Origin of the sequence: uncultured Luteimonas sp., assembly GCF_947492465.1 — a bacterium.
GTDB lineage: Bacteria > Pseudomonadota > Gammaproteobacteria > Xanthomonadales > Xanthomonadaceae > Luteimonas.
The window spans coordinates 67,031-89,138 of sequence record NZ_CANLNF010000002.1 but is presented as its reverse complement, the minus strand read 5'-3'; the positions used below and the strand labels follow the sequence as shown (position 1 = coordinate 89,138).

Below are 22,108 nucleotides of genomic sequence, written 5' to 3'. Positions count from 1 at the left end.
CGTGCGCACCTGCGCTGCTCAGTAGTGCAGCTGGCAGTGGCCGCACCAGAAGGTCCGCCGCTGGCGGGTGCCGAGGTGTGCGAGCTCCAGGCGCCTGCCGCATTCGGGGCAGTCGCGCTTTCGATGCACCAGCCAGTGCTTGCGCAGCACGTACTGCTTCTTCCATTCGAGGAAGTCGAAGCTGTAGTCGCGGGCCTGCGCGATGAGCTGGCCGAGCTTGCGCGGCGGCAGGTCGCCGATGCGGGTCTCGGGGTGCACGCGGATGCGGAACAGCACCTCGTTCTTGATGATGTTGCCCACGCCGGCGAACACGTCCTGCTCCAGCAGCGCGTCGCAGACGAGCATGTCGGGCTGGGCCTTGAGCTTGCGCCGTGCCAGCGCCGGGTCCCAGTCCGGCGACATCACGTCGCCGCGCCAGTCGTAGGTGTCGTCCAGCGGGCCCTCGATGTACTTGAGCGAGGACGAATAGAAGTACAGCGTGCCGTTGTCGAACTGCAGCAACAGGCGAGGCGGCTTGTCGGGCTTGGGATCGTCGATGCGGTAAGTGCCGAACATCAGCATGTGCACGCGCAGGCTGAAGCTGCTGAACTCGAGCAGGAAATGCTTGCCCCAGCTGCGGACCGACACGACCCGCCGGCCCTGCATGCGCTGGAGGTCGAGCTTGCTGTTGCCTTCGACATGGCGCACGGTCCTGCGTCGGAAATGCGCCGCCTCCTCGCGCAGGATGACGATGGATGGACCTTCAGGCATGTTGTCCCCCGGGACGCCGCCGGGTGGCGCCGGCGATGGTCTGGAAGCGCAGGGCGTCGGTGGCGGCGTGGCCATGCGCGGTGTTGTCGAAGATCACCCATGCGGGCGCGCCCTTGCGGGATGCGACCTGGGCGGCCAGTGCGGCAAGAGCGTCATCTCCGTAGCGGCTGTAGTACATGCGCGGCGAGCCGTGCCAGCGCCAGTAGGTCCAGCCCGCTGCGGAGCCGCCCGGAAGCGCGGCCGCCGGCAGTCGCGCAGGATCGGCGGCCACCCGCGCGATCGCATGCTGCGCCAGCAGGTCCGACGCGCGCGCGTCGAACCAGCTGGCATGGCGCGGCTCGCAGGCCACCGGCAGGTCGCTGCGCCTGCGCAGCATCCGGAAGAAGGCCGATGCGCTGCGCGCGTCGAACGCCAGGCTGGGCGGCAGCTGCAGCAACAGCCCGCCGAGCTTGCGGCCAAGGCCGTCTACTTCGGAGAGGAACCGGTCCAGCGCCGGTCCAGTGCCACGCAGTGCCAGTTCGTGCGAGATGGTGCGCGGCATCTTGGCCGAGAAACGGAATCCCGCCGGCACGCTCGCCGCCCAGCGCTGCCAGGTCTCGCGCCGGTGTGGGCGGTAAAACGAGGAGTTGATCTCGGCGATGTCGAAACGCGTGGCGTAGCGCGCGAGCATGCTCGGGCCATCGCCGAACAGGCCGCGCTGGGGCGTGCCGATCGACCAGCCCGCGCAGCCGGTGCGGATGCGGTGGTTGGCCATGGCGTCAGCGGCGCCAGGGATCGGACGTGGCAAGTGCCTGCTGCACCGGTTCGGCTCGTGCATCGATGGAGCCGGGAGGCTGACGCAGCCGCCATCAATGCCCCGTGAGGCGCCCGGAGCGGGCACGGCCAGGCGGGTCCCGCGCGGGCCGGTGCTACTTCCTTGCGGTCGCCTTGCGCGCGGTGGGCCTGGCCGCCGCCGGCTGCGGTGCGCGCATCTTTCCCACCGGCTCCACCGGCAAGGCGGTGACCGCCGCGGCGCTGGCGATCCTGGTCGACGAGGGCAAGCTCGGCTGGGACGATCCGGTGATCGACCACCTGCCGGACTTCCGCATGTACGACGCCTGGGTCACGCGCGAGATGACCGTGCGCGACCTGCTGGTGCACCGCAGCGGCCTGGGCCTTGGCGCGGGCGACCTGCTGTTCATCCCGCGCAGCTCGCGCAGCCGCACCGAGATCGTGCAGGCCCTGCGCCACATCCGGCCGGCCACCAGCTTCCGCAGCGCCTACGCCTACGACAACATCCTCTATATCGTCGCCGGCGAACTGGTGGCCGCGGTGAGCGGGCAGGACTGGGAGTCCTTCGTGCGCGAGCGCATCTTCGCGCCGCTGGGCATGGCCACCGCCACCAGCCACGAGGACGATCGCTTCGCCACGGCCAACCGCGCGCATCCGCACGCGCGCATCGATCCGCGCCTGCGCGGACTGGGCGCGCAGCAGCTGCTGCCCGAGCGCGAGGGGCTGGGCCAGGTCGGCGCGCCGGCGGGCGGCCTGTCCTGGAGCGCAAAGGATTTCGCGCGCTGGATGCAGGCGCAGCTCGCGCTCGGCGCCGTGCCGGGCGGCAGTGGCGAACGGCTGTGGAGCGAAGCGGGCGCGCGCGAGATGTGGACGCCGCAGGTGCCGGTCGCGATCCGTCCCTGGCCGGCGCCGATCGAGGCGATGACCCCGCAGTTCTCCAGCTACGCGCTGGGCTGGAGCGTGCAGGACTATCGCGGCGTCCGGGTGGTGCAGCACGGCGGCGCGGTGTTCGGCGTGCTGGCCTTCGTGGTGCTGGTGCCCGGGCACGACCTGGGGATCGCGCTGCAGATCAACTCCGAGGACGTGGACGTCCTGCGCGGGCTGGGCTACGAGCTGCTCGACCACTACCTGGGCTTCGCGCCGCGCGACTGGGTCGCCGCGTTCTCGCAGTGGAACCAGGCGCGGCTCGAGGGCGGCCTGGCCCTGCTGGCCGACAGCGCGAAACAGGCGCGCACGGCGTCGAAGCCTTCGCTGCCGCGCGCCGCCTACGCCGGCGACTATGCCGATGCCTGGTACGGCCCGATCAAGATCCGCGACCAGGGCGGCCGGCTGCGCATCGACTTCACCCGCAGCCCGGGCATGACCGGTACGCTCAGCCACTGGCAGTACGACACCTTCCGCGCGGACTGGGACGACGCGGCGATCGAGCCCGCCTACGTGACATTCGCGCTCGACGCGGCCGGCGCGGTGGACCGGGTCACGATGAAGGCCGTCTCGCCGCTGGCCGACTTCAGCTACGACTACCACGACCTGCTGCTCCAGCCGGTGCGGTAGCCGCCAATCGCCGGTGCCCGGCACGTTCCGGCCGGCGCCGGACGTCCGCGGGCACGGCGGCGCAGGCGTCGCTGCGCAGCGCGACGAAAGGGTGGTCGCTTCCGGCAGCGCGCCCGCTGGCGCGGACGAGCCTGTGCAGCGCCCCGCGCCGATTGAATCGCACCGGCAAGTCCGTCAGGCTTTGCGCCCCGCGGCGACGCAGCGGGCGCAATGGCCGATCGCACCCGCGCGCGCGTCGCGCCGGGCCCGCGCCGTTCGTCCGGCCGCCGCGCCTGTCCGCCTGCCACCGCGTCGCCCGACGCCCCGACTTCGACGATGACCTCCGCACTGCCCGAACCGCTGCTTGCCGAACTGTCCGCCGTGCTGGGTCCGCAGGGCTGGCGCGTCGACGAGGGGGCGCGTCGTGCGCACGGCGGCGACGACTCGCGGCAATGGTCGATGCCCGACGCGGTGGCGCTGCCGCGCGACCGCGACCAGGTGGTCGCCATCGTCCGCGCCTGCCGCGCCCACCGCGTACCCGTGGTGGCCCGCGGCGCCGGCACGGGGACCACGGCGGCGGCGGTACCGCTGCAGGGCGGGGTGGTGGTCTCGTTCGCACGCATGGACCGGATCCTGCAGATCCTGCCCGACGATCGCTGCGCCATCGTCGAGCCGGGCGTGCTCAACGGCCAGCTGCAGCAGGCGCTGCAGCCGTTGGGGCTGTTCTGGGCGCCGGATCCGTCCAGCTTCGAGCGCTGCACCATCGGCGGCAACCTGGCCTGCAATGCGGGCGGACCGCGCGCGGTGAAGTACGGGGCCACCCGCGACAACGTGCTGGGGCTGGTCGCGGTCACCGGCAGTGGCGAGCTGATCCGCTGCGGCGGTCCCTTGACCAAGGATGCGACCGGCTACGACCTGGGCCACCTGATCGTCGGCAGCGAGGGCACGCTGGCGCTGATCGTCGAAGCCACGCTCCGGCTGCATCCGCGCCCGGCGGCGCACGCGGGCCTGCGCGCCTTCTACCGCGACGCCGCGACGGCCGCCGCCGCGGTCTCGCGCCTGATGCGGCAGCCGCAGGTGCCGGCGATGCTGGAATTCATGGATGGCAGCGCGCTGGCGCTGCTGCGCGGCCACGGCGTGGCGCTGCCCGAGGCCGGCGCCATGCTGCTGGTGGAGGCCGATGGCAGCCACGACAGCCTGCCCGATGCGCTGCAGGCGCTGGCCGACGCCGCCGCCGGCGAAGGCCTGCTGGAGGTGGACGTGGCCGCCGACGGCGTCGCGCGCGACCGCATGTGGGCGGCGCGGCGCGCGCTCTCGCCAGCGTTGCGCACGATCGCCCCGGGCAAGATCAACGAGGACGTGGTGGTACCGGTCTCGCGCATCGCCGACCTCGTCGCCGGGGTCGAGGCGCTGGCCGCCGCGAGCGCCTTGCCGATCGTGGCGTTCGGGCATGCCGGCAACGGCAACCTGCACGTCAACATCATGTACCACCCAGACGACCCGGCCGAAGCCGCGCGCGCCGCGGCCGCGACGGAGGGCCTCTTCGAGCTGGTGCTGCGGTTGGGCGGCACGCTGTCGGGCGAGCACGGCATCGGCGTGGCCAAGCGCGACTGGATGGCCCGCGCCTTCGATGCCCCGACCCTGGCGGCGATGCGCGCGGTGAAGGCGGCGCTGGACCCGGACGGCATCCTCAATCCGGGCAAGGTGCTGCCGCCGGCGGACGTGGCCTGCGGCTGAGCCGCAGGGGCGCGGCACGCCCGCTGCGCGCAGGCCCGGCGAACGACCCAGCCACGCACGTGCCCAGCCGCTGCAGGGCGGGCACGCCCCGTTCCACGGCCTGCATGCGGCTGCGTGGCATCCTGTTCCTCCCGCCGTTTCCCCAGGCACGCCATGTCCGCCAACCCGCTGCTCGATTTTTCCGGCCTGCCGCGCTTCGGGGAGATCCGGCCCGCGCACGTCGCGCCGGCCATGACGCAGTTGCTGGCGGAGGCCGAGGCGGCGGTCCGGCATGCGGAAACGGTCAAGCCTGTGGACTGGGAGCGCTTCGTCGCACCGCTGGACGATGCCACCGAACGGCTGGCACGCGCCTGGAACCAGGTCACCCACCTGGAGGCGGTGGCCAACACGCCCGAGCTGCGCGCGGCCTACAACGAGACCCTGCCGGCGGTGACCCGCTTCTGGAGCGCGCTGGGGCAGAACCAGGCATTGTTTGCGCAATACCGGCGGCTGGCCGAAGCGCCCGGCTTCGCCGACTGGAACCAGCCGCGACGCAAGGTGGTGGAGAACGCGCTGCGCGATTTCCGCCTCGGCGGCGCGGAGCTCCCGCAGGCGCAGAAGGTGCGCTTCGGCGAAATCCGGGAAGAGCTGGCCGCGCTGCAGGCGCGCTTCTCGCAGAACGTGCTCGACGCCACCGATGCCTTTGCCCTGTACGTCGACGACGAGGCGCGGCTGGCCGGCCTGCCGGTCGACGTGCTCGCCGCCTGCCGCGCCGCGGCGGAGAAGGACGGCAGGCCCGGCTGGAAGCTCGGCCTGCAGATGCCGGTATACCTGCCGGTGCAGACCTACGCCGAGGACCGCGAACTGCGCGCCGCGCTGTATCGCGCCAACGCGGTGCGTGCATCCGAACTCGGCGACGATCCCGCACTCGACAACGGCGCGCTGATCGATCGCATCCTCGCATTGCGCGCGGAGCTCGCTGCGCTGCTCGGCTTCGGTCGTTACGCCAGCTACTCGCTCGCGACCAAGATGGCCGACACCCCGGACGAAGTGCTGGCCTTCCTGCGCGACCTCGCCGCGCGCGCGAAGCCGCATGCGCAGCGGGACCGGGCCGAGCTCGAAACCTTCGCGCGCGAACACCTCGGCATCGACGCGCTCGAAGCCTGGGATCTGGCGTTCGCCGCCGACAGGCTGCGGCAGGCGCGCTACAGCTACTCCGCCCAGGAAGTGAAGCAGTACTTCACCGAGCCGAAGGTGCTCGCCGGCCTGTTCGGCCTGATCCATGACCTGTACGGCCTGCGCGTGGAACCGGACACGGCGCCGGTGTGGCACGAGGACGTGCGCTTCCATCGCCTGGTCGATGGCGACGGCCGCCTGGTCGGCCAGTTCTACCTCGACCTCTACGCGCGCGCGGGCAAGCGCGGCGGCGCGTGGATGGACGACTGCCGCAACCGCCGCGAGCGCTCCGGTGGCACGCAGACGCCGATCGTGTACCTGGTCTGCAACTTCGGCCGTGGCGTCGACGGCCGCCCGGCGACGTTCAGCCACGCCGAGGTCACCACGCTGTTCCACGAGATGGGCCACGGCCTGCACCAGCTGCTGACCGACGTCGGCGAACTGGGCGTAGCCGGGATCAACGGCGTGGAATGGGACGCGGTCGAGCTGCCCAGCCAGTTCATGGAGAACTTCTGCTGGGAATGGCCGCGGGTCGAGGCGATGACCGCGCACGTGGACACCGGCGAGCCGCTGCCGCGCGCGCTGTTCGACAGGATGCTGGCGGCGAGGAACTTCCAGAGCGGGATGTCGACCGTGCGCCAGCTGGAGTTCGCCCTGTTCGACATGCTGCTGCACGACGCACACGATCCGGCCCGCGAGCCGGTGCAGGCGCTGCTCGAGCGCGTGCGGGCCGAAGTCGCGGTCAACCTGCCACCGCCGTGGAACCGGTTCCAGCACCAGTTCAGCCACATCTTCGCCGGCGGCTACGCGGCCGGCTACTACAGCTACAAGTGGGCCGAGGTGCTCAGCGCCGACGCCTATGCCGCCTTCGAGGAGGCGCCCGATGCGGTGGCCGCGACCGGGGCGCGGTTCCGCGCCGAAGTGCTGGCTCGCGGCGGCAGTCGCAGCGCGGCCGAGAACTTCCACGCCTTCCGCGGCCGCGCGCCGCGCATCGAGGCGCTGTTGCGGCATTCGGGCATGGCCGGCTGAGGTCGCGCGGCCGGCGGCGTTGACGCAGCGTTAAGCAACCGCCCGTCTAATGATGCGAGGTTTTCAGACCTCCCCACGAGGCTTCCCTTGCATCGCCGACAATTGCTCGCGGCCGGTACGTCGCTGCCGCTGCTGCTGTGCCTGCCGCTGCGCGGCGCCTGGGCCGCGCCGGCCGGGGCGCCGGTCGCATTCGACCAGGACACCGTGCCCGCACTGGCGCGGGCGCTGGCCGCGCGCGCCTACCAGCCGCCTTCGCGCGCGCTGCCCGCGTCGCTGGACACGATCGACTACGACCAGTTCCGCGACTACCGCTTCCGCCCCGAACAGGCGCTGTGGCGTGACACCGGCGCGCCCTTCCAGGCGCAGCTGTTCCATCGCGGTTTCATCTTCAAGGACCTGGTCGAGCTGCACCTGGTGCAGGACGGCCGCGCCACGCCGCTGCCGTACCGGCGCGAACTGTTCGATTTCGGCCCGCAGGTGCCGCCGCCGGCGGATCCCGCGCTCGGCTACGCCGGGTTCCGCCTGCATGCGCCGGTCAACCGCGCCGGATATTTCGACGAGCTGTGCGTGTTCCTGGGCGCCAGCTATTTCCGCGCGGTGGCGCGTGGCCTGGTCTACGGACTGTCGGCACGCGGGCTGGCGCTGGGCACCGGTGAGCCCGGGCCGGAGGAGTTCCCGCTGTTCCGCGCGTTCTGGCTCGAGCAGCCCGCCGCGGGCGGCGCCTCGGCGGTGGTGCACGCGCTGCTCGACGGGCCCAGCGTGGCCGGCGCCTACCGCTTCACGATCACGCCGGACGGCGAGCGCACGGTCATGGACATCGAGGCGCGCCTGTTCCCGCGCGTGGAGCTGCGCCACGCCGGCATCGCCCCGCTCACCAGCATGTTCGAGTTCGACCACGGCGACCGCGCCGGGATCGACGACTTCCGCCCGGCGGTGCACGACTCCGATGGCCTGGCGATCCTCAACGGCGCCGGCGAGCAGGTCTGGCGGCCGCTGCGCAATCCCGCCCAGGTCGAACACAGCGGCTTCCGCGACGATGGTCCGCGCGGCTTCGGGCTGATGCAGCGCAAGCGCGGCTTCGAGGCCTTCCAGGATGCCGAGGGCAGCTACGAGAAGCGGCCCAGCGCCTGGGTCGAGCCGCAGGGCGACTGGGGCGAGGGTGAGGTGCACCTGGTCGAACTGCCCACCGGCAACGAGTTCGCCGACAACATCGTCGCGTTCTGGCGCCCGCGCGCGCCGCTCGCCGCGGGTCGCGAACACCGCTTCGCCTATCGCCTGCACTGGTGCGCCGACCACGCCTGGCTGCCGCAGCTCGCGCGCGTGGCCGCCACCCGCAGCGGCCTGGCCGATGCCGAAGGCGCGGCGCCGAGGATGTTCGTGATCGACTTCGAAGGTGGCCGCCTGGCGGACCGCACGCAGGACGCCGCGCCGCGGGTCGAGGCGCAGGCCTCGGCCGGCGAGCTGCGCAATCCGGTGGTCTACCGGCTCGCCGCCAACGGCCGCTGGCGGTTGAGTTTCGAACTGCTGCCCGGCGCGGCCGAGGTGGTGGAGCTGCGCGCGCGCCTGCTCGATGGCGATGGCGCGCCGCTGTCGGAAACCTGGCTGTCGCGGTGGCCGGCATGAACGGGGCCGCGGCGATGCTGATCGATCCGCCGGTGGACGACCTGCCCTGGCTGCCGCCGGAGGCGCCGCTGGAGATGCCGGTGCAGGACCTGCGCCGCGGCCGGCTGGCGCATCCGCGCCTGCCCACGACGCCGCCGCGCATGGGGCTGCGGCGCACGCTGGTGTTCGGCGGCACCGCGCTGCTCGGCCTGCTGGCGGCGTACCAGATGTGGTGGCTGCTGCGCGTGGACGGCATCTCGGTGCTCGAGGGCGTGCTGCTGGCGCTGTTCGTCCCGCTGTTCGCCTGGATCGCGCTGTCCTGCGTCAGTGCGCTGCCGGGCTTCGTGCGGGTGCTGCGCAAGCGCCCGCTGCGGCTGGGGCTGTCCACCGACGGGCCGCTGCCGCGACTGTCCACGCGCACCGCGCTGCTGGTGCCCGTCTACAACGAGGACCCGCACCGCACCTTCGCCGGCGTGCAGGCGATCCTCGAGTCGGTGCTGGCGACCGGGCAGGGCGCCTGCTTCGACCTGTTCATCCTCAGCGACACGCGCCGCCCCGAGATCGCCGCGGCGGAAGAGCAGGCTTTCCTCGACCTGCGCACCCGGCTCGGCGGCGATGCCGGGATCTACTACCGGCGACGGCGCGACAACGCCGAACGCAAGGCCGGCAACATCGCCGGCTGGGTCCGGCGCTTCGGCGGCGCGTTCGCCAGCATGCTGATCCTCGACGCCGACAGCCTGATGGAAGGCGCCACCATCGTGCGCCTGGCCGCGGCGATGGAGCGGCATCCGGACGTCGCGCTGATCCAGACCCTGCCGCTGGTGGTCAACGGCAGCACCATCTTCGCGCGCATGCAGCAGTTCTCCGGGCGCGTGTACGGCCCGGTGATCGCGCACGGCGTGGCATGGTGGCACGGCGCGGAGAGCAATTACTGGGGCCACAACGCGATGATCCGCACGCGCGCATTCGCGGCCGCGGCGGGACTGCCGGCGCTGCAGGGACGCGAACCGTTCGGCGGCAACGTGCTCAGCCACGACTTCGTCGAGGCCGCGCTGATGCGGCGCGGCGGCTGGGCGCTGCACATGGAGCCCGGCCTCGGCGGCAGTTACGAGGAAGGCCCGCCGTCGCTGACCGACATGCTGGTGCGCGACCGCCGCTGGTGCCAGGGCAACCTGCAGCACGCGCTGGTGCTGCCCGCGCGCGGACTGCATCCGGTCAGCCGGCTCCACATGATGATCGGCATCGGCCATTACTTCACCGCGCCGATGTGGGCGATGCTGATGCTGGTGGGCCTGTCGATCCCGCTGCAGGCCGGCGTGGAGCAAGGCTACGCGCCGCTGGCGTACTGGCGCGGGGTCGATCCCGAGCGCTTCCTCTGGGTGTTCGCCCTGACCATGGCGCTGCTGTTCGGGCCGAAGCTGCTGGGCCTGGTCGCGGCGCTGCTGGATGGCCGGACCCGCCGCGCGTTCGGCGGCGGCCTGCGCCTGGCTGCGGGCGCCCTGCTGGAGACCGTGCTGGCCGCGCTGATGGCGCCGATCACCATGTACCTGCAGTCGCGCGGCGTGGCCGAAGTGCTGGCCGGCAAAGATTCGGGCTGGCACGCGCAGCGGCGCGACGACGGCACCTTGCCGCTGTCGGCGCTGGTCGCGCGCTACGGCGGGCTGAGCCTGTTCGGTGCGGGCGCCGGCGCGGTGGCCTGGCTGGTCTCCCCCGGACTGGCCGCGTGGATGTCGCCGGTCATCGCCGGCATGGTGCTGTCGATCCCGGTGGTGGCGCTGACCTCGGCGCGCCGGCCGGGACAGTGGCTGCGCCGCGCCGGCGTCTTCGCCACGCCCGAGGAGGTGGCGCCGCCGGCGATCCTGCAGCGCGCCGAGGCGCTGCGGCAGGCGGAATGAAGCGGGCGCGGGGCTGCGGGCGCGACGTCAGTCGCCGCGCCCGGGCACGCGCACCGTGGTCATCGTCCCGCGAACATGCCGGGGTGAATTCGCGCTAGCCACCGAAGGTTTGCCGCAGCAGTTTCAGCAGGCCCTCGCTGTCGTGCAGGCGGCGCACCAGGATCTCCACGTACACGCCCAGCAGCAGCAGGATGATGCCGGTCGCCGCCCAGGCCTTCAGCGGCAGGGTGAGCGCGAACACGTTGAGCTGCGGCGCGTAGCGGTTCACCAGGCCGAACGACAGGTCGACGATCAGCAGGATCACCATCACCGGCGCGGCCAGCACCAGCAGCGTGGTCATGAAGAAGCCGAACTGGCCCACGAACAGGTTCATGCCCACGGCCGGCAGGTCCGGGTAGAACGAGGTCGGCGGCCAGATCGCGTAGCTCTGCATCAGCAGGTCTAGGAAGATCAGGAAGGCGCCGCTGGCCATGAACACCCAGGCCGCGAACATCGACAGGAATTCCGCGTGCAGCGAGGTCTGGTGGCCCTGGATCGGATCGAACACGGTGGCCATGCTCATGCCGACCTGGGTGTCGATGACGTTGCCGGCGGCCGAGATCGCCCAGAACACGATGCCGAAGCAGAAGCCGATGGCGACGCCGATGAACAGCTCCTTGACCACCAGCGCCGGCCACGACAGCGTGCTCATGGTGCCGGCAGGCGCGGCCGTCACCACGATCGGCAGGGCCACGATCGCCAGGCTCACCAGGAAGCTGTTGCGCACCATCGCCGGCATGTTCTGCGGGCTGATCAGCGGCAGCATGATGAACGCGCCGATGATCCGCGGCAGCGTCAGGCCCAAGGCCAGCATCGCGGTCTCGGCGGAGGCGAAGATCTCCATCAGCGCCGGGTCAGGCTCGGGAACTCGATGAAGATCCGGTTCGAGTATGTGTACAGCGTGCCGCCGATCATCGCGCCGGTGACGAACAGCGCCAGCACGATCGCCACGAACTTCAGCGCGTAGGCGAACGTCTGCTCCTGGATCTGGGTGGCCGCCTGCAGGAAGGCCACCACCAGGCCGACGATCGCCGCCGCCGCGATCGGCGGTCCCGACAGCATCAGTACCAGCCACAGCGCTTGCCGGGTCAGTTCGAGTGTCTCGCCCATGCTCGCCTCCGTCGCGCGCGGCCCGTCAGGGCGTGTAGGTCAGCACCAGGCCGTGCACCAGCTTGGCCCAGCCGTCGATCAGCACGAACAGCAGCAGCTTGAACGGTAGCGAGACCGTGGTGGGCGACATCATCATCATGCCCAGCGCGAGCAGGATGTTGGCCACCACCAGGTCGATGATCAGGAACGGCAGGAAGATCAGGAAGCCGATCTGGAAGGCCGTGGTCAGCTCGCTCACGGTAAACGCGGGCACCACCACGATGAAGTCGTTGGCGCTCAGCGAGCCGCGCCGTTCCTCGGGAAGCAGGCTCTGCGCGCTGCGCAGGAAGAACGCGCGTTCGGCCGGATTGGAGTGGTCGATCAGGAACGCACGCAGCGGTTCCTTGCCCGCTTCGAACATGGCCAGCAGGCGCGCGCCTTCGCTGCCGGCGGGCACCAGCGGTGTGGCCGGTTCGGGAGCGGCGGCCGCGGCCGGCGGCGAGGGCGTGCCGGCCGGCGCCGAGCTGGTGACGACGTTGCGGAACAGCGGCCCAGGGCCGTCGGCCCCGTCCTCGGCCGCATTCCCGGCCGCCACGGCCTCGGCCTCGGCACGCAGCGCGTCGGCCGCCGCCGGACTCGCCGGCGCCGGCTCGCCCGCGGACGGAGCCAGGGTCGGCCCCGCGTCCGACGGCGCCTGCGCGGCGCGCTCGGCGGCCCGCCGCGCCAGCGCCTGCCGGCGCCGCTCCTGCTCCTGCTCGCGTTCGTCGATCTTCTTCTGCACCGAGGCCGGCACCGGACGTCCCTGCTGGTGCGCACTGACCGCGTCGTAGGTTTCCAGGATCACCGGATACATCACGTAGATCGACAGCACGATGGCCAGGCCGTTGATCACCACGTTCGGCGGCACCTGCTGCAGCCCGAGCGCGTTGCGCAGCAGGCTCAGCACCACCACGATCTTGGTGAACGAGGTGACCATCACCGCGACGAACGGCGCCAGCGCCAGCGCCACGATGACGACGAGGACGAGGGCGGGGGAGTAGCTGCTCAGATCCATGGACGCTCCTGCGTTGCGCGGGCGGGTCGGGCCGTGCGGCGCGGGCCGCTCAGCTCCAGCCCAGCAGGCGGACGCCCAGCGTGTCGCCGACCGCGACCACTTCGCCCTGGCCGACGGTCTGGCCGTTGGCGCGGATGATCACGTTGGCGCCTTCCAGCGCGCCGGCCAGCGGGAACACGTAGCCGGGCTGCAGCGCGGACAGGTCGCCCACGCGCAGTTCGGTGCGGCCCAGCTCGAAGCTCACCTCGAGCGGCAGGCGCCGCGCGAGCGCGTCGGGATCGGTGGTCTCGCCGGCGTCGCCGGCGCGGGGGGCATCGTTCATGGGGGAGGTGTCCTGCGCTGTGGTCTGTGAATGGCGGGGAGGGCCGCTGATGCGCCAGCCGCCCGTCGCGGGTTCCAGCGGCCAGGCGAGGCCGTGCGTGCAGGCTTCCGCCGCGGGCGGCTGGCTGCGGCGGCCGGCGACCAGCACGTCGCCGGGCTGGAGTGCACGCCAGTCGGCCCACGGCAGCGGCGCGATCCGCCACTGCAGGCGGATCGGCACGCCGAGCCCGCGCCAGCCGTCCAGCGGCGGACCCTCGCCACCCGGCGGGTCGGCGCGCTCCAGCAGCCGTTCGATCCATGCGGCCGGCGCGCGCAGCGCGCCCTGCAGCGCGGGCATGCGCGAACTCGAGCCTTCCGGCGCGTCCTCGTCGACGATGAAGTCCAGCCACAGCTGCGGCACCTGCTCCTGCGGCGCGTCGACGGCCTCGGCGATCGGCGTCAGCACCACGCCGAAGGCTTCGCTCAGCTGCATCAGCTGGGTCTCGTGGGCCAGGCTCCAGGCGAGCACGCGCGAGCGCCCCTGGTAGTCGCTCCAGTGCGGGCCGTCGCCCTGCGCGGGCGCCAGCAGCGCCAGGCCGATGCGCGTGCCTTCGGCGTCAAGCTCGAAGGTCTGCGCCGCCGGCGCCGGGCGCCCGGGCACGAACTGCAGCAGGCCGCCGCCGGACAGGCTCCAGGTCTGCGGCGCGGCGAAGAAGCTGCGCAGCGCCGCGGCCTGGGCGGGCGCGAGCGCGGGCAGCACGTCGCGCAGCGGCCGCACCGGGCGTCCCGCATCGGCCGTGGGAGAGGTGGCCGGCCGGCGCTTGCGCGCGCCCTTGCCGGCGGTGGACGTCGCGTGGTCAGCCATGGCCAAGTGCCACCTTCATCAGTTCGGGCAGGGAACGCACGCCGAGCTTGGCCATCATGTTGGCACGGTGCAGTTCCACGGTCTTGATGCTGATGCCGAGGATGTCGGCAATGATCTTGTTGGGCTTGCTGGCGACCACCAGGTCGAGCACCTGGCGTTCGCGCGGACTGAGCTTCTCCAGCGCCGGATTGTGCAGCGGCGCGTGCTCGCGGCGGCTGGCGAAGGCGGCGCGGATGGCGTGGGTCAGCGCTTCCTCGGTGAAGGGCTTCTCCAGGAAGTTGGCCGCGCCCTTGCGCATCGCCTCCACCGCCAGCGGCACGTCGCCGTGGGCGGTGACGAACACCAGCGGCAGGCGGATGCCGCGCCGGAGCAGTTCGTCCTGCAGCTGCAGCCCGCTCATCTGCGGCATGCGGATGTCGGACACCAGGCATTCCTCGTGCGCGCCGTGGCGTTCGCCCTCGTACGCGGCCAGGAACTCGGCGGCGGAGGCGTACGGCCGCGGCTCGAAGCCGGCGGTTTCCAGCAGCCATGCGGTCGAATCGCGGAAGCCGTCGTTGTCGTCGACCAGATACACCCGCGCCGATGCCATTCCCTAGATCCTCCCTTCCGCCGGTGGCAGCGTGAACGCGAATACGCTGCCGCCACCCGGGCGTGCCTCGAAGAACAGACGGCCCTCATGGTATTCGATGATCGAGCGGCAGATGGCCAGGCCGATGCCCAGGCCATCGGTCTTGGTGGTGAAGAAGGGCGAGAACAGCTGCTCGCTCTCGGCCGGGCTCAGGCCGCCGCCGCGGTCGAGCACGCGCACTTCCACTTCATCGTCGAGGTTCACGCGGCCCTCGATGCGCAGTTCGCGCTGGCCCGCGGGCACCGAACGCATGGCCTCGATGGCGTTCTTCACCAGGTTGAGCAGCACCTGCTCGACCATCACCCGGTCGGCGAAGACCGCGGGCAGGTCTTCCGCCAGCGCCAGCTCGATGCACAGCTGCTGGCGCTCGGCCTCCAGCCGAAGCAGTTCCAGCACGGTGCCGGCGATCGTGCCGACCTCGTGCGCATCGCGCCGGGGTTCGCGCGCGCGCACGAACTCGCGCACCCGCGAGATCACCGCGCTGGCGTGTTCGGCCTGGGTGCGGGCGGCGACCAGCGCACGCTCCACCTGCGCCGGCCCGCCGGCCTGGCCGACCAGGCGCAGGCTGCCGTTGAGGTAGTTCACGATCGCCGCCAGCGGCTGGTTGAGCTCGTGCGCGAGGGTCGCGGCCATCTCGCCCACCGACATCAGCCGCGAGGTGAACAGCAGTTTTTCCTGCTGGTGCTTGTGGGTGTCGAGCGCCTGCAGGCGCTCGCTGATGTCGACTGCGGTCAGGACGTCGACGCCGCCCTTCTCCATGGCCAGCGGACGCCAGTGCAGCGCGTACCAGTGACCGCTGTGCGGTGCGCGCACTTCCGCGCCGTCGGCCGGCCCGGAGGCGCCCAGCGCGGCCAGCAGGGCGGCGCGGTCGCGGTGGCCGGGCAGTCCCGAGAACGCATCGGAAAACCCGCGGTTGCCCGCGACCAGCGCCCCGTTGGCCTGCGAGAACGCGGCGCAGGCGAACGGCACCGCGTCGAGGATCGTGCCGAGCGTGGTCGATGCCGCATCCGCGGCGACGCGGCGACCCGCGGCCGACGGACTCACGCAGCTGCGCTCCGCCCGGCGCCGCGCCTGCTAGGGTATGCGGCCATCGCGGACGTGGCGCCCGCCCGTCCATCCAACGGAACGATTCCGATGATGCCCAGTCCACGCCACGTCCTGCCGTCGCTGTCGTGCCTGCTGGCCGCGCCCTGGGCCGGCAGCGCCGCGGCCGCGGCGGCCGCGCCTGCTCCCACGCAGACCCCGTACATCTGGGAACTGCTGGCGATCCTGTTGCCGCTGGCCTTCATCATCGTCTGCCTGCTTGTCCTGCTGCGGATGCTGCGGAGGCGTTTCAGCCTGTCCGGGCCGGACGCGCCCCTTTCCGTTGTCCAGGTGCTGCCGGTCGGTCCACGCGAACGCATCGTCGTGCTGCGCTCGCGCGCCGGCCGCGCGTTCGCCGTCGGTGTCGGTGCCGGCGCGGTCACGCTGATCTCCAACCTGGACAGTGAAGATCTCGGACCTGCCGCCGACGGCTCCCCGCCGCAGCAGACCGCGCCGATGTCGCTATTACAACGTTACCGGGTTAAACGCCCGTGATGCGGCGCGTGTTCCCGGTCACATTCCAGCGCATGCAGTCATCTGCAACAATCCGTTGACTGGCGTATAACATGGCGACGATATATGTAGCACCCGACGACGCGGCACGCAGTGCGTGTCGTGGCGCGCCCACCGCGATCGCGCTTCCCATCGCAGCCCCCGATGCGAAGGAAGCGTCCGCGGCGTCCACGCCCGGCGACGTCGACAACGCCCCTTCCCCCGAGGGCCATGGATGACCACAAGCGTACGCAGCTGGCTGAACTCCCTGTTCGCCGCTCCCGATGGCGCCGCGCCCCGCAAGGGTCTCGGCTACAGCGACGTGATCCTCGCCTTCGGCGCGGTGCTGATCATCAGCGTGATGATCCTGCCGCTGCCGCTGGTGGCGATCGACGCGCTGGTGGCGGTCAACATCTCGATCGGCTTCGGCCTGCTGCTGCTGGGCATCTACATCCCCAATCCGGTCGCCTTCTCCAGCTTCCCCAGCGTGCTGCTGCTGACCACGCTGTTCCGGCTGGCGATCTCGATCGCGATCACCAAGTCGATCCTGCTGCACGCCGACGGCGGCCACATCGTCGAGACCTTCGGCACCCTGGTGGCGGGCAACAACCTCGTCGTTGGCCTGGTGGTGTTCCTGATCATCACCGTGGTGCAGTTCATCGTCATCGCCAAGGGTTCCGAGCGCGTGGCCGAGGTGGCGGCGCGCTTCACCCTCGACGCGATGCCGGGCAAGCAGCTCTCGATCGACTCGGACCTGCGCGCGGGCCTGATCGACAAGGACGAGGCGCGACGCAAGCGGCGCCTGCTGGAGACCGAGAGCCAGCTGCACGGCTCGCTCGACGGCGCGATGAAGTTCGTCAAGGGCGACGCGATCTGCGGCATCGTCATCATCCTGGTCAACCTGCTGGGCGGCCTGGCCATCGGCGTGCTGCAGAAGGACATGTCGCTCGCCCAGGCCACGCACACCTACAGCATCCTCACCATCGGCGATGGCCTGGTGTCGCAGATCCCGGCGATCCTGGCGACGATGGCCGCGGGCCTGGTGGTCACGCGCACCACCGGCGAGATCGACGACCGCCACCTGGGCGACGCGATCAGCCGGCAGGTTGGCGCGCAGCCGCGCGTGGCCCTGATCACCGGCCTGCTGGCGCTGCTGATGACCCTGGTGCCCGGCTTCCCGTGGCCGGTGTTCCTGGTGCTGGGCCTGGCCCTGGTGGGCTACAGCGCCTGGCGCTACCGCTACGAGTTCGAGAGCCTGCGGCGCATGTTCCGGATCAGCGACGAGGAGATCAGCGCCGCGCTCAAGCCGGTGGAGACCGACGAGTTCGCGCCTCCGCCGCCGCTGCTGCTGGAACTCTCGCCGGCGCTGGCCTCGGCCATCGGGCAGGAGCCGCCGCGCACGCGCGCGTCCGAGGCCGCGCGCCGGGTGCGCGACGAGTTCGGCGTGCCGGTGCCGGTGCCGGTGGTGCGCGTGTCGGCGGCGCTGGCCGAGACCGAATACCGGCTCAGCGCGCATGGCGCACGCGTGGCCTCCGGGCGGCTGCCGCGCACGGGCGGCTTCGTGGCGCAGGCGGCCGGCGCCGAACCGCTGCCCGGCTTCTTCCCGCCGCTGGCCGGCCGCTGGAGCGAAGCGGTGGCCGCGGAAGGCGCGCTCGCCCCGCTCGACGTGTTGACCCTGCACCTGGACATCGCGCTGCGCCGGCGCCTGGGCAGCTTCCTGGGCATCCAGGAAACCTCGAACCTGTTCGGCAAGATGCAGCGCGATTATCCCGACCTGGTCAAGGAAATGCTGCGCGTGGTCGCGCCGCAGCGCGTGGCCGACGTGCTGCGGCGGCTGGCCGAGGAAGGCGTGCCGATCCGCAACCTGCGCGATGCGTTCGAGGCGATCACCGACGTGGGCAGCCGCGAGAAGGACGTGGTGCTGCTGACCGAATACGTGCGCGTGGCGCTCAAGCGCGAGATCGCCGAGCGCTGGTCGGATGCCGACCGCAACCTGCACGTGCTGCTGATCCACCCCGAGCTCGAGGACAAGCTGCGCCAGTCGGTGCGCGTGGCCGGCGGCGCCAGCCAGCTGGCGATCTCGCCGGAGCTCGCCGGCCGGCTCGGCAACGAGGTGCGCGCGCACCTGGCGCGCCAGGCGCCGGGCGTGCGTCCGGTGCTGCTGTGTTCGCTCGACGTGCGCCGCCACCTGCGCAAGCTGCTCGAGGTGGATTTCTTCGACCTGCCGGTGCTCTCCTACCAGGAGCTCGCACCGGACCTTCGCATCGTCCAGGCCGGGCAGGTCAATGCCTGAGCCGCGCCAGACGCTGTCCCGTTCCATGACCGTCCCGTGGGGTCCCCCGCCCGCAGGAGCCAGAACCGATGTCCTCCACCGAGAAAGACAGATCCGAATCCCCCGACCATGATGCGGCCGTGCTGCGGATCGTCTCCGGCCTGCATGCCGGCGCCACCCGCCCGCTGTCGCGCCGTGAGATGGTGCTCATCGGCAGCGGCGACGACTGCGACGTGGTCCTGGCCGACCTCGGCGTGGCGCCGCACCACGCGCTGCTGAACGTCGTCGACGGCCGCTTCCACCTGCGTGCGCTCGATGCCCCGGTCGAGTTGCCCGGCGGCACCCTGCACCCGGGCGATCCGGTCGAAGTGGCGCAGGTGCAGCGCATCGCGCTGGGCCAGGCCGCCATCGCCTTCGGCCGCGTCGATGCGGTCGAGTGGCTGGCGCTGGCGCCCGGTCCGGGCAGCGATGCGCCGCTGGCGCGTCCCAGGCCGGCCTTCGCCAGCCGCATGCCGCTGATCGCCGGTGTCGCGGTGCTGGCGCTGTCGGCGCTGGCGATCATCGCGGCGTTGACGCCCGCGCCGCCGCCCAAGGTCGACGTGGAGCATCGCCTGCGCGAACTGGCCCGTGAGTTCGACGTGAGCGAAGTGGAGGTGCGACGCGATGTCGAAGGACGCGCGGTGCTCTCCGGGACGGTCGACGACGAGGCCGCGCGCAAGCGGTTCGAAGCGCGCATCGCCAGCGAAGGCCTTGCGGCCAGCGTCGCCCTGCGCAGTGGCCAGGACCTGGCCCTCGACGTGGCCGAGGTGATGCGGACCGGCGGTTACACGGTGCGCACCGAATACCTGGGCAACAACAACGTGCGGGTGACCGGCGAACTGGGCGATGACCCGAAGGCGCTGCACGATTTCCTGACGTCGCGCGCGATGATCGAGACCGGCGTCAACAAGGTCGAGCCGGTCAACCTCAGCGCGCCGGCCGTGGACGCCATGGCCGACGCCGCGCCCGCCGGCGACGAAGGCAAGGCGCACATCGTCTCGATCGTGCGCGGCGAAACGCCGCACATCGTCGATGCCGAAGGCAACATCTACCACGATGGCGCGGTGGTGCCAGGCTGGGGCGAACTGGTGTCGATCGGCCAGTTCGCGCACGTCATCCGGCCCGACGGCACCCTGGTGAAGCTCACGCCATCGCCCGCGCCGCCGCCCGCGCCGGCGGACGTCGCGACGGAGCCGGCGGAGACCCCCGCAGCCGAGCCGGTGACCGGTCTGGCGGCCTCGGCCACCTCGCTCGCGCGGCGCGGCCGCATGCGTGCGGGCGCGGCTGCAGACACGATGTGAACATCCCCTGCGGTAAACCCTAGGTCCCGATTCGACGCAACATTTATCCGCTACAGTCCATGCGCGACCGGCCTCCGCAGTGCAACCGGTCCGCTATCCCCCGAGTCCCCCCGAGGCGCGCGCCTCGCATGCACAAGGAGTCATCGCGATGACGATCCCGACCGACAACAACCTCATCAACCAGTTCGTTGGCGTGGCGACGTTCGCCAACGGTCCCGGCGGCCCGTCCGGCTCGCGCAGCGGCGGATCCGGCGGCACCAGCTGGTACGAAGCGATGTCGCGCGCGTGGGGCCAGACGCTCGATGCGCAGGCTGCCGAGATCACCTCGCTGTCCGACCAGATAGGCACCGGCTCCGACGAGCCCTCGCAGATGGTCGCGCTGACCGCAGCCAGCCTGAAGATGCAGTTCATGTCCAACAACGCGGCCACCTCGCAGAACAGCGTGGCCGAGTCGCTGAACGCGGTCGCCAGGAAGCAGTAACCGCGCGCGCCACCCGCTGTCCGCGATGCCTCGCGTCGCGGCGCGGATGGGCGCCGGTCCACGGCAGGCAGGTGCGCCCACGGGCGCAGGCACCAGGAGCAAGCCAACATGATCGATGCAATCCAGGTCGCGGCGATGGACGCGGCCGCCAATCCAGCCGCGGCACCCGCGCTGCAGCCCCAGGCCGCGGCGGTGGACGTCCGCGAGTTCGCCCAGGCGCTCGAGCGCGCGGGCGGCGCGCCATCGGTGCGCAACGATGCCGGCGCGCAGGCCGCGACCCCGGCGGCGCCCGCGGGCGAATCGGCCACCGCGAAGATGATGGTCAACGCCTTCGACAGCCTCAACGGCACCGCCAGCAAGATCCAGACGCTGTCGCGCGCGATGGCGGCCAGCGCCACCGAGATGACGCCCGGGCAGATGCTGGAGATGACAATGCAGTGCCACCAGTTCCTGTTCCAGTCGCAGCTCACGTCCAACGTGGCCAACCGCACCTCCGACGGCGTGCAGCAGCTGTTCCGGCAGCAGTCCTGACCTTTCCGGAGCGCCGCTGATGGATCTTTCCCGTTTCCGCTGCGGCACCGGCGCCGCGCGCGCCGGCGTCGTGCTGCTGGCCTGCCTGCTGCTGGCCGCCTGCACCAAGGTCACGATGTATGGCGACCTGGAGGAACGGCAGGCCAACGAGGTCTTTGCCGCCCTGCTGTCGGCCAATATCGACGCCGAGAAGCAGACCTCGCTGAGCAAGACCGGATGGGAGATCCGCGTCGACCGCGCCGATTTCGCGCACGCCATGCAGGTGCTGCAGGCCCGCGGCCTGCCGCGCCAGCAGTACGTGTCGATGTGCGACGTGTTCAAGAAGGAAGGTATCGCCTCGTCCTCGATCGAGGAGAACGCGCGCTACCTGTGCAGCCGCCAGCAGGAGCTGGCGCGCACGCTGGCCGGCTATCCGGGCGTTGTCGACGCGCGCGTGCACATCGCCATGGCCCGTCGCGACCCCCTGGGCGGCGAGGACAGCGACTCGTCGGCGTCGGTGGTGATCTTCCAGCAGCCGGGCGCCAACCTGGAGAACCTGCAGACGCGCATCAAGACCGTGGTCAAGGACGGCATCGAGGGTCTGGAAGACATCAACAAGGTGTCGGTCGAGTTCGTGCCGATGCCTGCCGCGCCCGCCCTGCAGCAGCGGCAGAACGCGCCGGCGGCGATGTCGGCGGCGAATGCCACCTCGATCGGCGTCGGCCTGGGCGTGCTGGCCCTGCTCGGCCTAGTCTGGGCCGCCTGGGGCAGGCTGCGGCAGCGGCGCCTGCGCCAGTCCGCGGGCGACAGCGGCAGGCTCTGGAACGGCTGAGGCGCGCACATGGCGCTGCTGGCACTGCTCGACGAACTCCATCCCGACTGGCACGCGGGCGATGCGCAGGCGGGGCTGGACGCGCCGCTGGCCGCGCGCGCGGCCACCAGCCGGCTGGGCCGGCGCCTGCTGCTGCGCAGCCTGCCGGCCGACTGCATGGACGGCCTGTTCGCGCCAGCGCCGCAGGGCGGCACCAGCGCCGCCATCGTGCGGCGCTGGCCGCGTCCGCGCCTGCAGGCGCTGGTGCGCGACCTGGGCGTGCTGGCCCATGCGCCGCTGATCCGCGCCGAGGTCCGTCGCGAACCGGTGCGCTGGCTGCGCCGCAGCCTCGGCAACAGCTACCTGCTGGCGCTGGACCGCTCGGTCTGGGATGGCCACGTGGCCCACGACATCCACGCCCGGCTGTCCGCGCATTGGGAGGCTCTGCTCGCCGACCCGCGCTTCCTGTCCGATCCGGAGCTGCTGGGCGAGGTGCTCGACCGACAGGGCCGGGGCGAACTGCTGGCCTGGGCGCAGCGTCGCAATCGTCCCCTGGCGGACTGGACGCGGCTGCTGCACGCCAGGGAAGAGCCTGCTCCCGCGCACCTGCCGGAAAAGGCGCTGCTGGTGGTGGTCTCGCACCATGAGGGCCGCGATGGAGACTAGTGCGCC

Annotated in this window: 20 protein-coding genes and 1 pseudogene; 12 read left to right on the top strand and 9 right to left on the bottom strand. The window is 71.7% G+C overall.

Annotation, left to right across the window (positions count from 1 at the left end; genetic code table 11):
• Positions 1-18: 18 nt before the first annotated feature.
• Positions 19-750: a DNA-formamidopyrimidine glycosylase family protein gene (locus tag Q0863_RS05470; RefSeq protein ID WP_298576175.1), complete on the bottom strand. Its 732-nt coding sequence runs from the start codon at positions 748-750 to the stop codon at positions 19-21.
• Positions 743-1,504, bottom strand: a complete 762-nt coding sequence (locus Q0863_RS05465; protein WP_298576173.1) for a DUF72 domain-containing protein — start codon at positions 1,502-1,504, stop codon at positions 743-745. The genes Q0863_RS05470 and Q0863_RS05465 overlap by 8 nt, the downstream gene beginning before the upstream one ends.
• Positions 1,505-1,686: 182 nt before the next feature.
• Between Q0863_RS05465 and Q0863_RS05460 the strand changes: the two genes are divergently transcribed.
• The 5 genes from Q0863_RS05460 to mdoH all read left to right on the top strand — a co-directional run bounded on the left by Q0863_RS05460 (position 1,687) and on the right by mdoH (position 10,472).
• Positions 1,687-3,075 (top strand): serine hydrolase, encoded by a 1,389-nt coding sequence (locus tag Q0863_RS05460; RefSeq protein WP_298577051.1) that lies wholly within the window; start codon positions 1,687-1,689, stop codon positions 3,073-3,075.
• A 315-nt stretch (positions 3,076-3,390) separates the two neighbouring features.
• Positions 3,391-4,791: an FAD-linked oxidase C-terminal domain-containing protein gene (locus tag Q0863_RS05455; protein ID WP_298576171.1), complete on the top strand. Its 1,401-nt coding sequence runs from the start codon at positions 3,391-3,393 to the stop codon at positions 4,789-4,791.
• A 153-nt stretch (positions 4,792-4,944) separates the two neighbouring features.
• Entirely contained in the window at positions 4,945-6,975 is a 2,031-nt protein-coding gene (locus Q0863_RS05450) for a M3 family metallopeptidase (RefSeq protein ID WP_298576169.1), read from the top strand.
• An 87-nt stretch (positions 6,976-7,062) separates the two neighbouring features.
• Positions 7,063-8,598, top strand: coding sequence for a glucan biosynthesis protein (locus Q0863_RS05445; protein WP_298576167.1), 1,536 nt, complete (start codon positions 7,063-7,065; stop codon positions 8,596-8,598).
• Complete coding sequence (gene mdoH, locus Q0863_RS05440) at positions 8,595-10,472, top strand: glucans biosynthesis glucosyltransferase MdoH (RefSeq protein WP_298576165.1); 1,878 nt, start codon at positions 8,595-8,597, stop codon at positions 10,470-10,472. Before Q0863_RS05445 ends, mdoH begins: the two co-directional genes overlap by 4 nt.
• A gap of 94 nt (positions 10,473-10,566) precedes the next feature.
• Here mdoH and sctT read toward each other — a convergent pair whose 3' ends face one another.
• The 7 genes and pseudogenes from sctT to Q0863_RS05410 all read right to left on the bottom strand — a co-directional run bounded on the left by sctT (position 10,567) and on the right by Q0863_RS05410 (position 15,491).
• Positions 10,567-11,355 carry a type III secretion system export apparatus subunit SctT gene (sctT, locus tag Q0863_RS05435; protein ID WP_298576163.1) on the bottom strand — a complete coding sequence of 263 codons (789 nt, stop codon included), beginning with the start codon at positions 11,353-11,355 and terminating at the stop codon, positions 10,567-10,569.
• On the bottom strand, positions 11,355-11,621 hold the full coding sequence (sctS, locus tag Q0863_RS05430) for a type III secretion system export apparatus subunit SctS (protein ID WP_280942213.1): 267 nt from the start codon (positions 11,619-11,621) through the stop codon (positions 11,355-11,357). Before sctS ends, sctT begins: the two co-directional genes overlap by 1 nt.
• Positions 11,622-11,646: 25 nt before the next feature.
• Positions 11,647-12,381, bottom strand: a complete 735-nt coding sequence (locus tag Q0863_RS05425) for a hypothetical protein (protein ID WP_345780518.1) — start codon at positions 12,379-12,381, stop codon at positions 11,647-11,649.
• 24 nt (positions 12,382-12,405) lie between these two features.
• Positions 12,406-12,654 (bottom strand): annotated as a pseudogene (locus Q0863_RS18445) (hypothetical protein); the annotation flags it as partial.
• Between the two features lie 49 nt (positions 12,655-12,703).
• Positions 12,704-13,819 (bottom strand): type III secretion system cytoplasmic ring protein SctQ, encoded by a 1,116-nt coding sequence (gene sctQ, locus Q0863_RS05420; protein ID WP_298576157.1) that lies wholly within the window; start codon positions 13,817-13,819, stop codon positions 12,704-12,706.
• Positions 13,812-14,408, bottom strand: a complete 597-nt coding sequence (locus Q0863_RS05415; RefSeq protein ID WP_298576155.1) for a response regulator — start codon at positions 14,406-14,408, stop codon at positions 13,812-13,814. Before Q0863_RS05415 ends, sctQ begins: the two co-directional genes overlap by 8 nt.
• 3 nt (positions 14,409-14,411) lie before the next feature.
• Entirely contained in the window at positions 14,412-15,491 is a 1,080-nt protein-coding gene (locus Q0863_RS05410) for an ATP-binding protein (protein WP_298576153.1), read from the bottom strand.
• Between the two features lie 93 nt (positions 15,492-15,584).
• Here Q0863_RS05410 and Q0863_RS05405 point away from each other — a divergent pair, with 93 nt between their 5' ends.
• The 7 genes from Q0863_RS05405 to Q0863_RS05375 all read left to right on the top strand — a co-directional run bounded on the left by Q0863_RS05405 (position 15,585) and on the right by Q0863_RS05375 (position 22,102).
• A complete protein-coding gene (locus Q0863_RS05405; protein WP_298576150.1) occupies positions 15,585-16,025 on the top strand; it encodes a flagellar biosynthetic protein FliO in 441 nt (146 codons plus the stop codon).
• Positions 16,026-16,257: 232 nt separating this feature from the next.
• Positions 16,258-18,315 carry a flagellar biosynthesis protein FlhA gene (locus Q0863_RS05400; protein ID WP_298576147.1) on the top strand — a complete coding sequence of 686 codons (2,058 nt, stop codon included), beginning with the start codon at positions 16,258-16,260 and terminating at the stop codon, positions 18,313-18,315.
• Positions 18,316-18,383: 68 nt separating this feature from the next.
• A complete protein-coding gene (locus Q0863_RS05395) occupies positions 18,384-19,634 on the top strand; it encodes an FHA domain-containing protein (protein WP_298576144.1) in 1,251 nt (416 codons plus the stop codon).
• A 148-nt stretch (positions 19,635-19,782) separates the two neighbouring features.
• Positions 19,783-20,115, top strand: coding sequence for a hypothetical protein (locus Q0863_RS05390; RefSeq protein ID WP_298576142.1), 333 nt, complete (start codon positions 19,783-19,785; stop codon positions 20,113-20,115).
• 108 nt (positions 20,116-20,223) lie between these two features.
• Positions 20,224-20,646 (top strand): hypothetical protein, encoded by a 423-nt coding sequence (locus Q0863_RS05385; protein ID WP_298576140.1) that lies wholly within the window; start codon positions 20,224-20,226, stop codon positions 20,644-20,646.
• A 19-nt stretch (positions 20,647-20,665) separates the two neighbouring features.
• Positions 20,666-21,457 (top strand): type III secretion inner membrane ring lipoprotein SctJ, encoded by a 792-nt coding sequence (gene sctJ, locus Q0863_RS05380; protein WP_298576137.1) that lies wholly within the window; start codon positions 20,666-20,668, stop codon positions 21,455-21,457.
• Positions 21,458-21,466: 9 nt separating this feature from the next.
• Positions 21,467-22,102 carry a hypothetical protein gene (locus tag Q0863_RS05375; protein ID WP_298576135.1) on the top strand — a complete coding sequence of 212 codons (636 nt, stop codon included), beginning with the start codon at positions 21,467-21,469 and terminating at the stop codon, positions 22,100-22,102.
• The last annotated feature ends 6 nt before the right edge of the window (positions 22,103-22,108 follow it).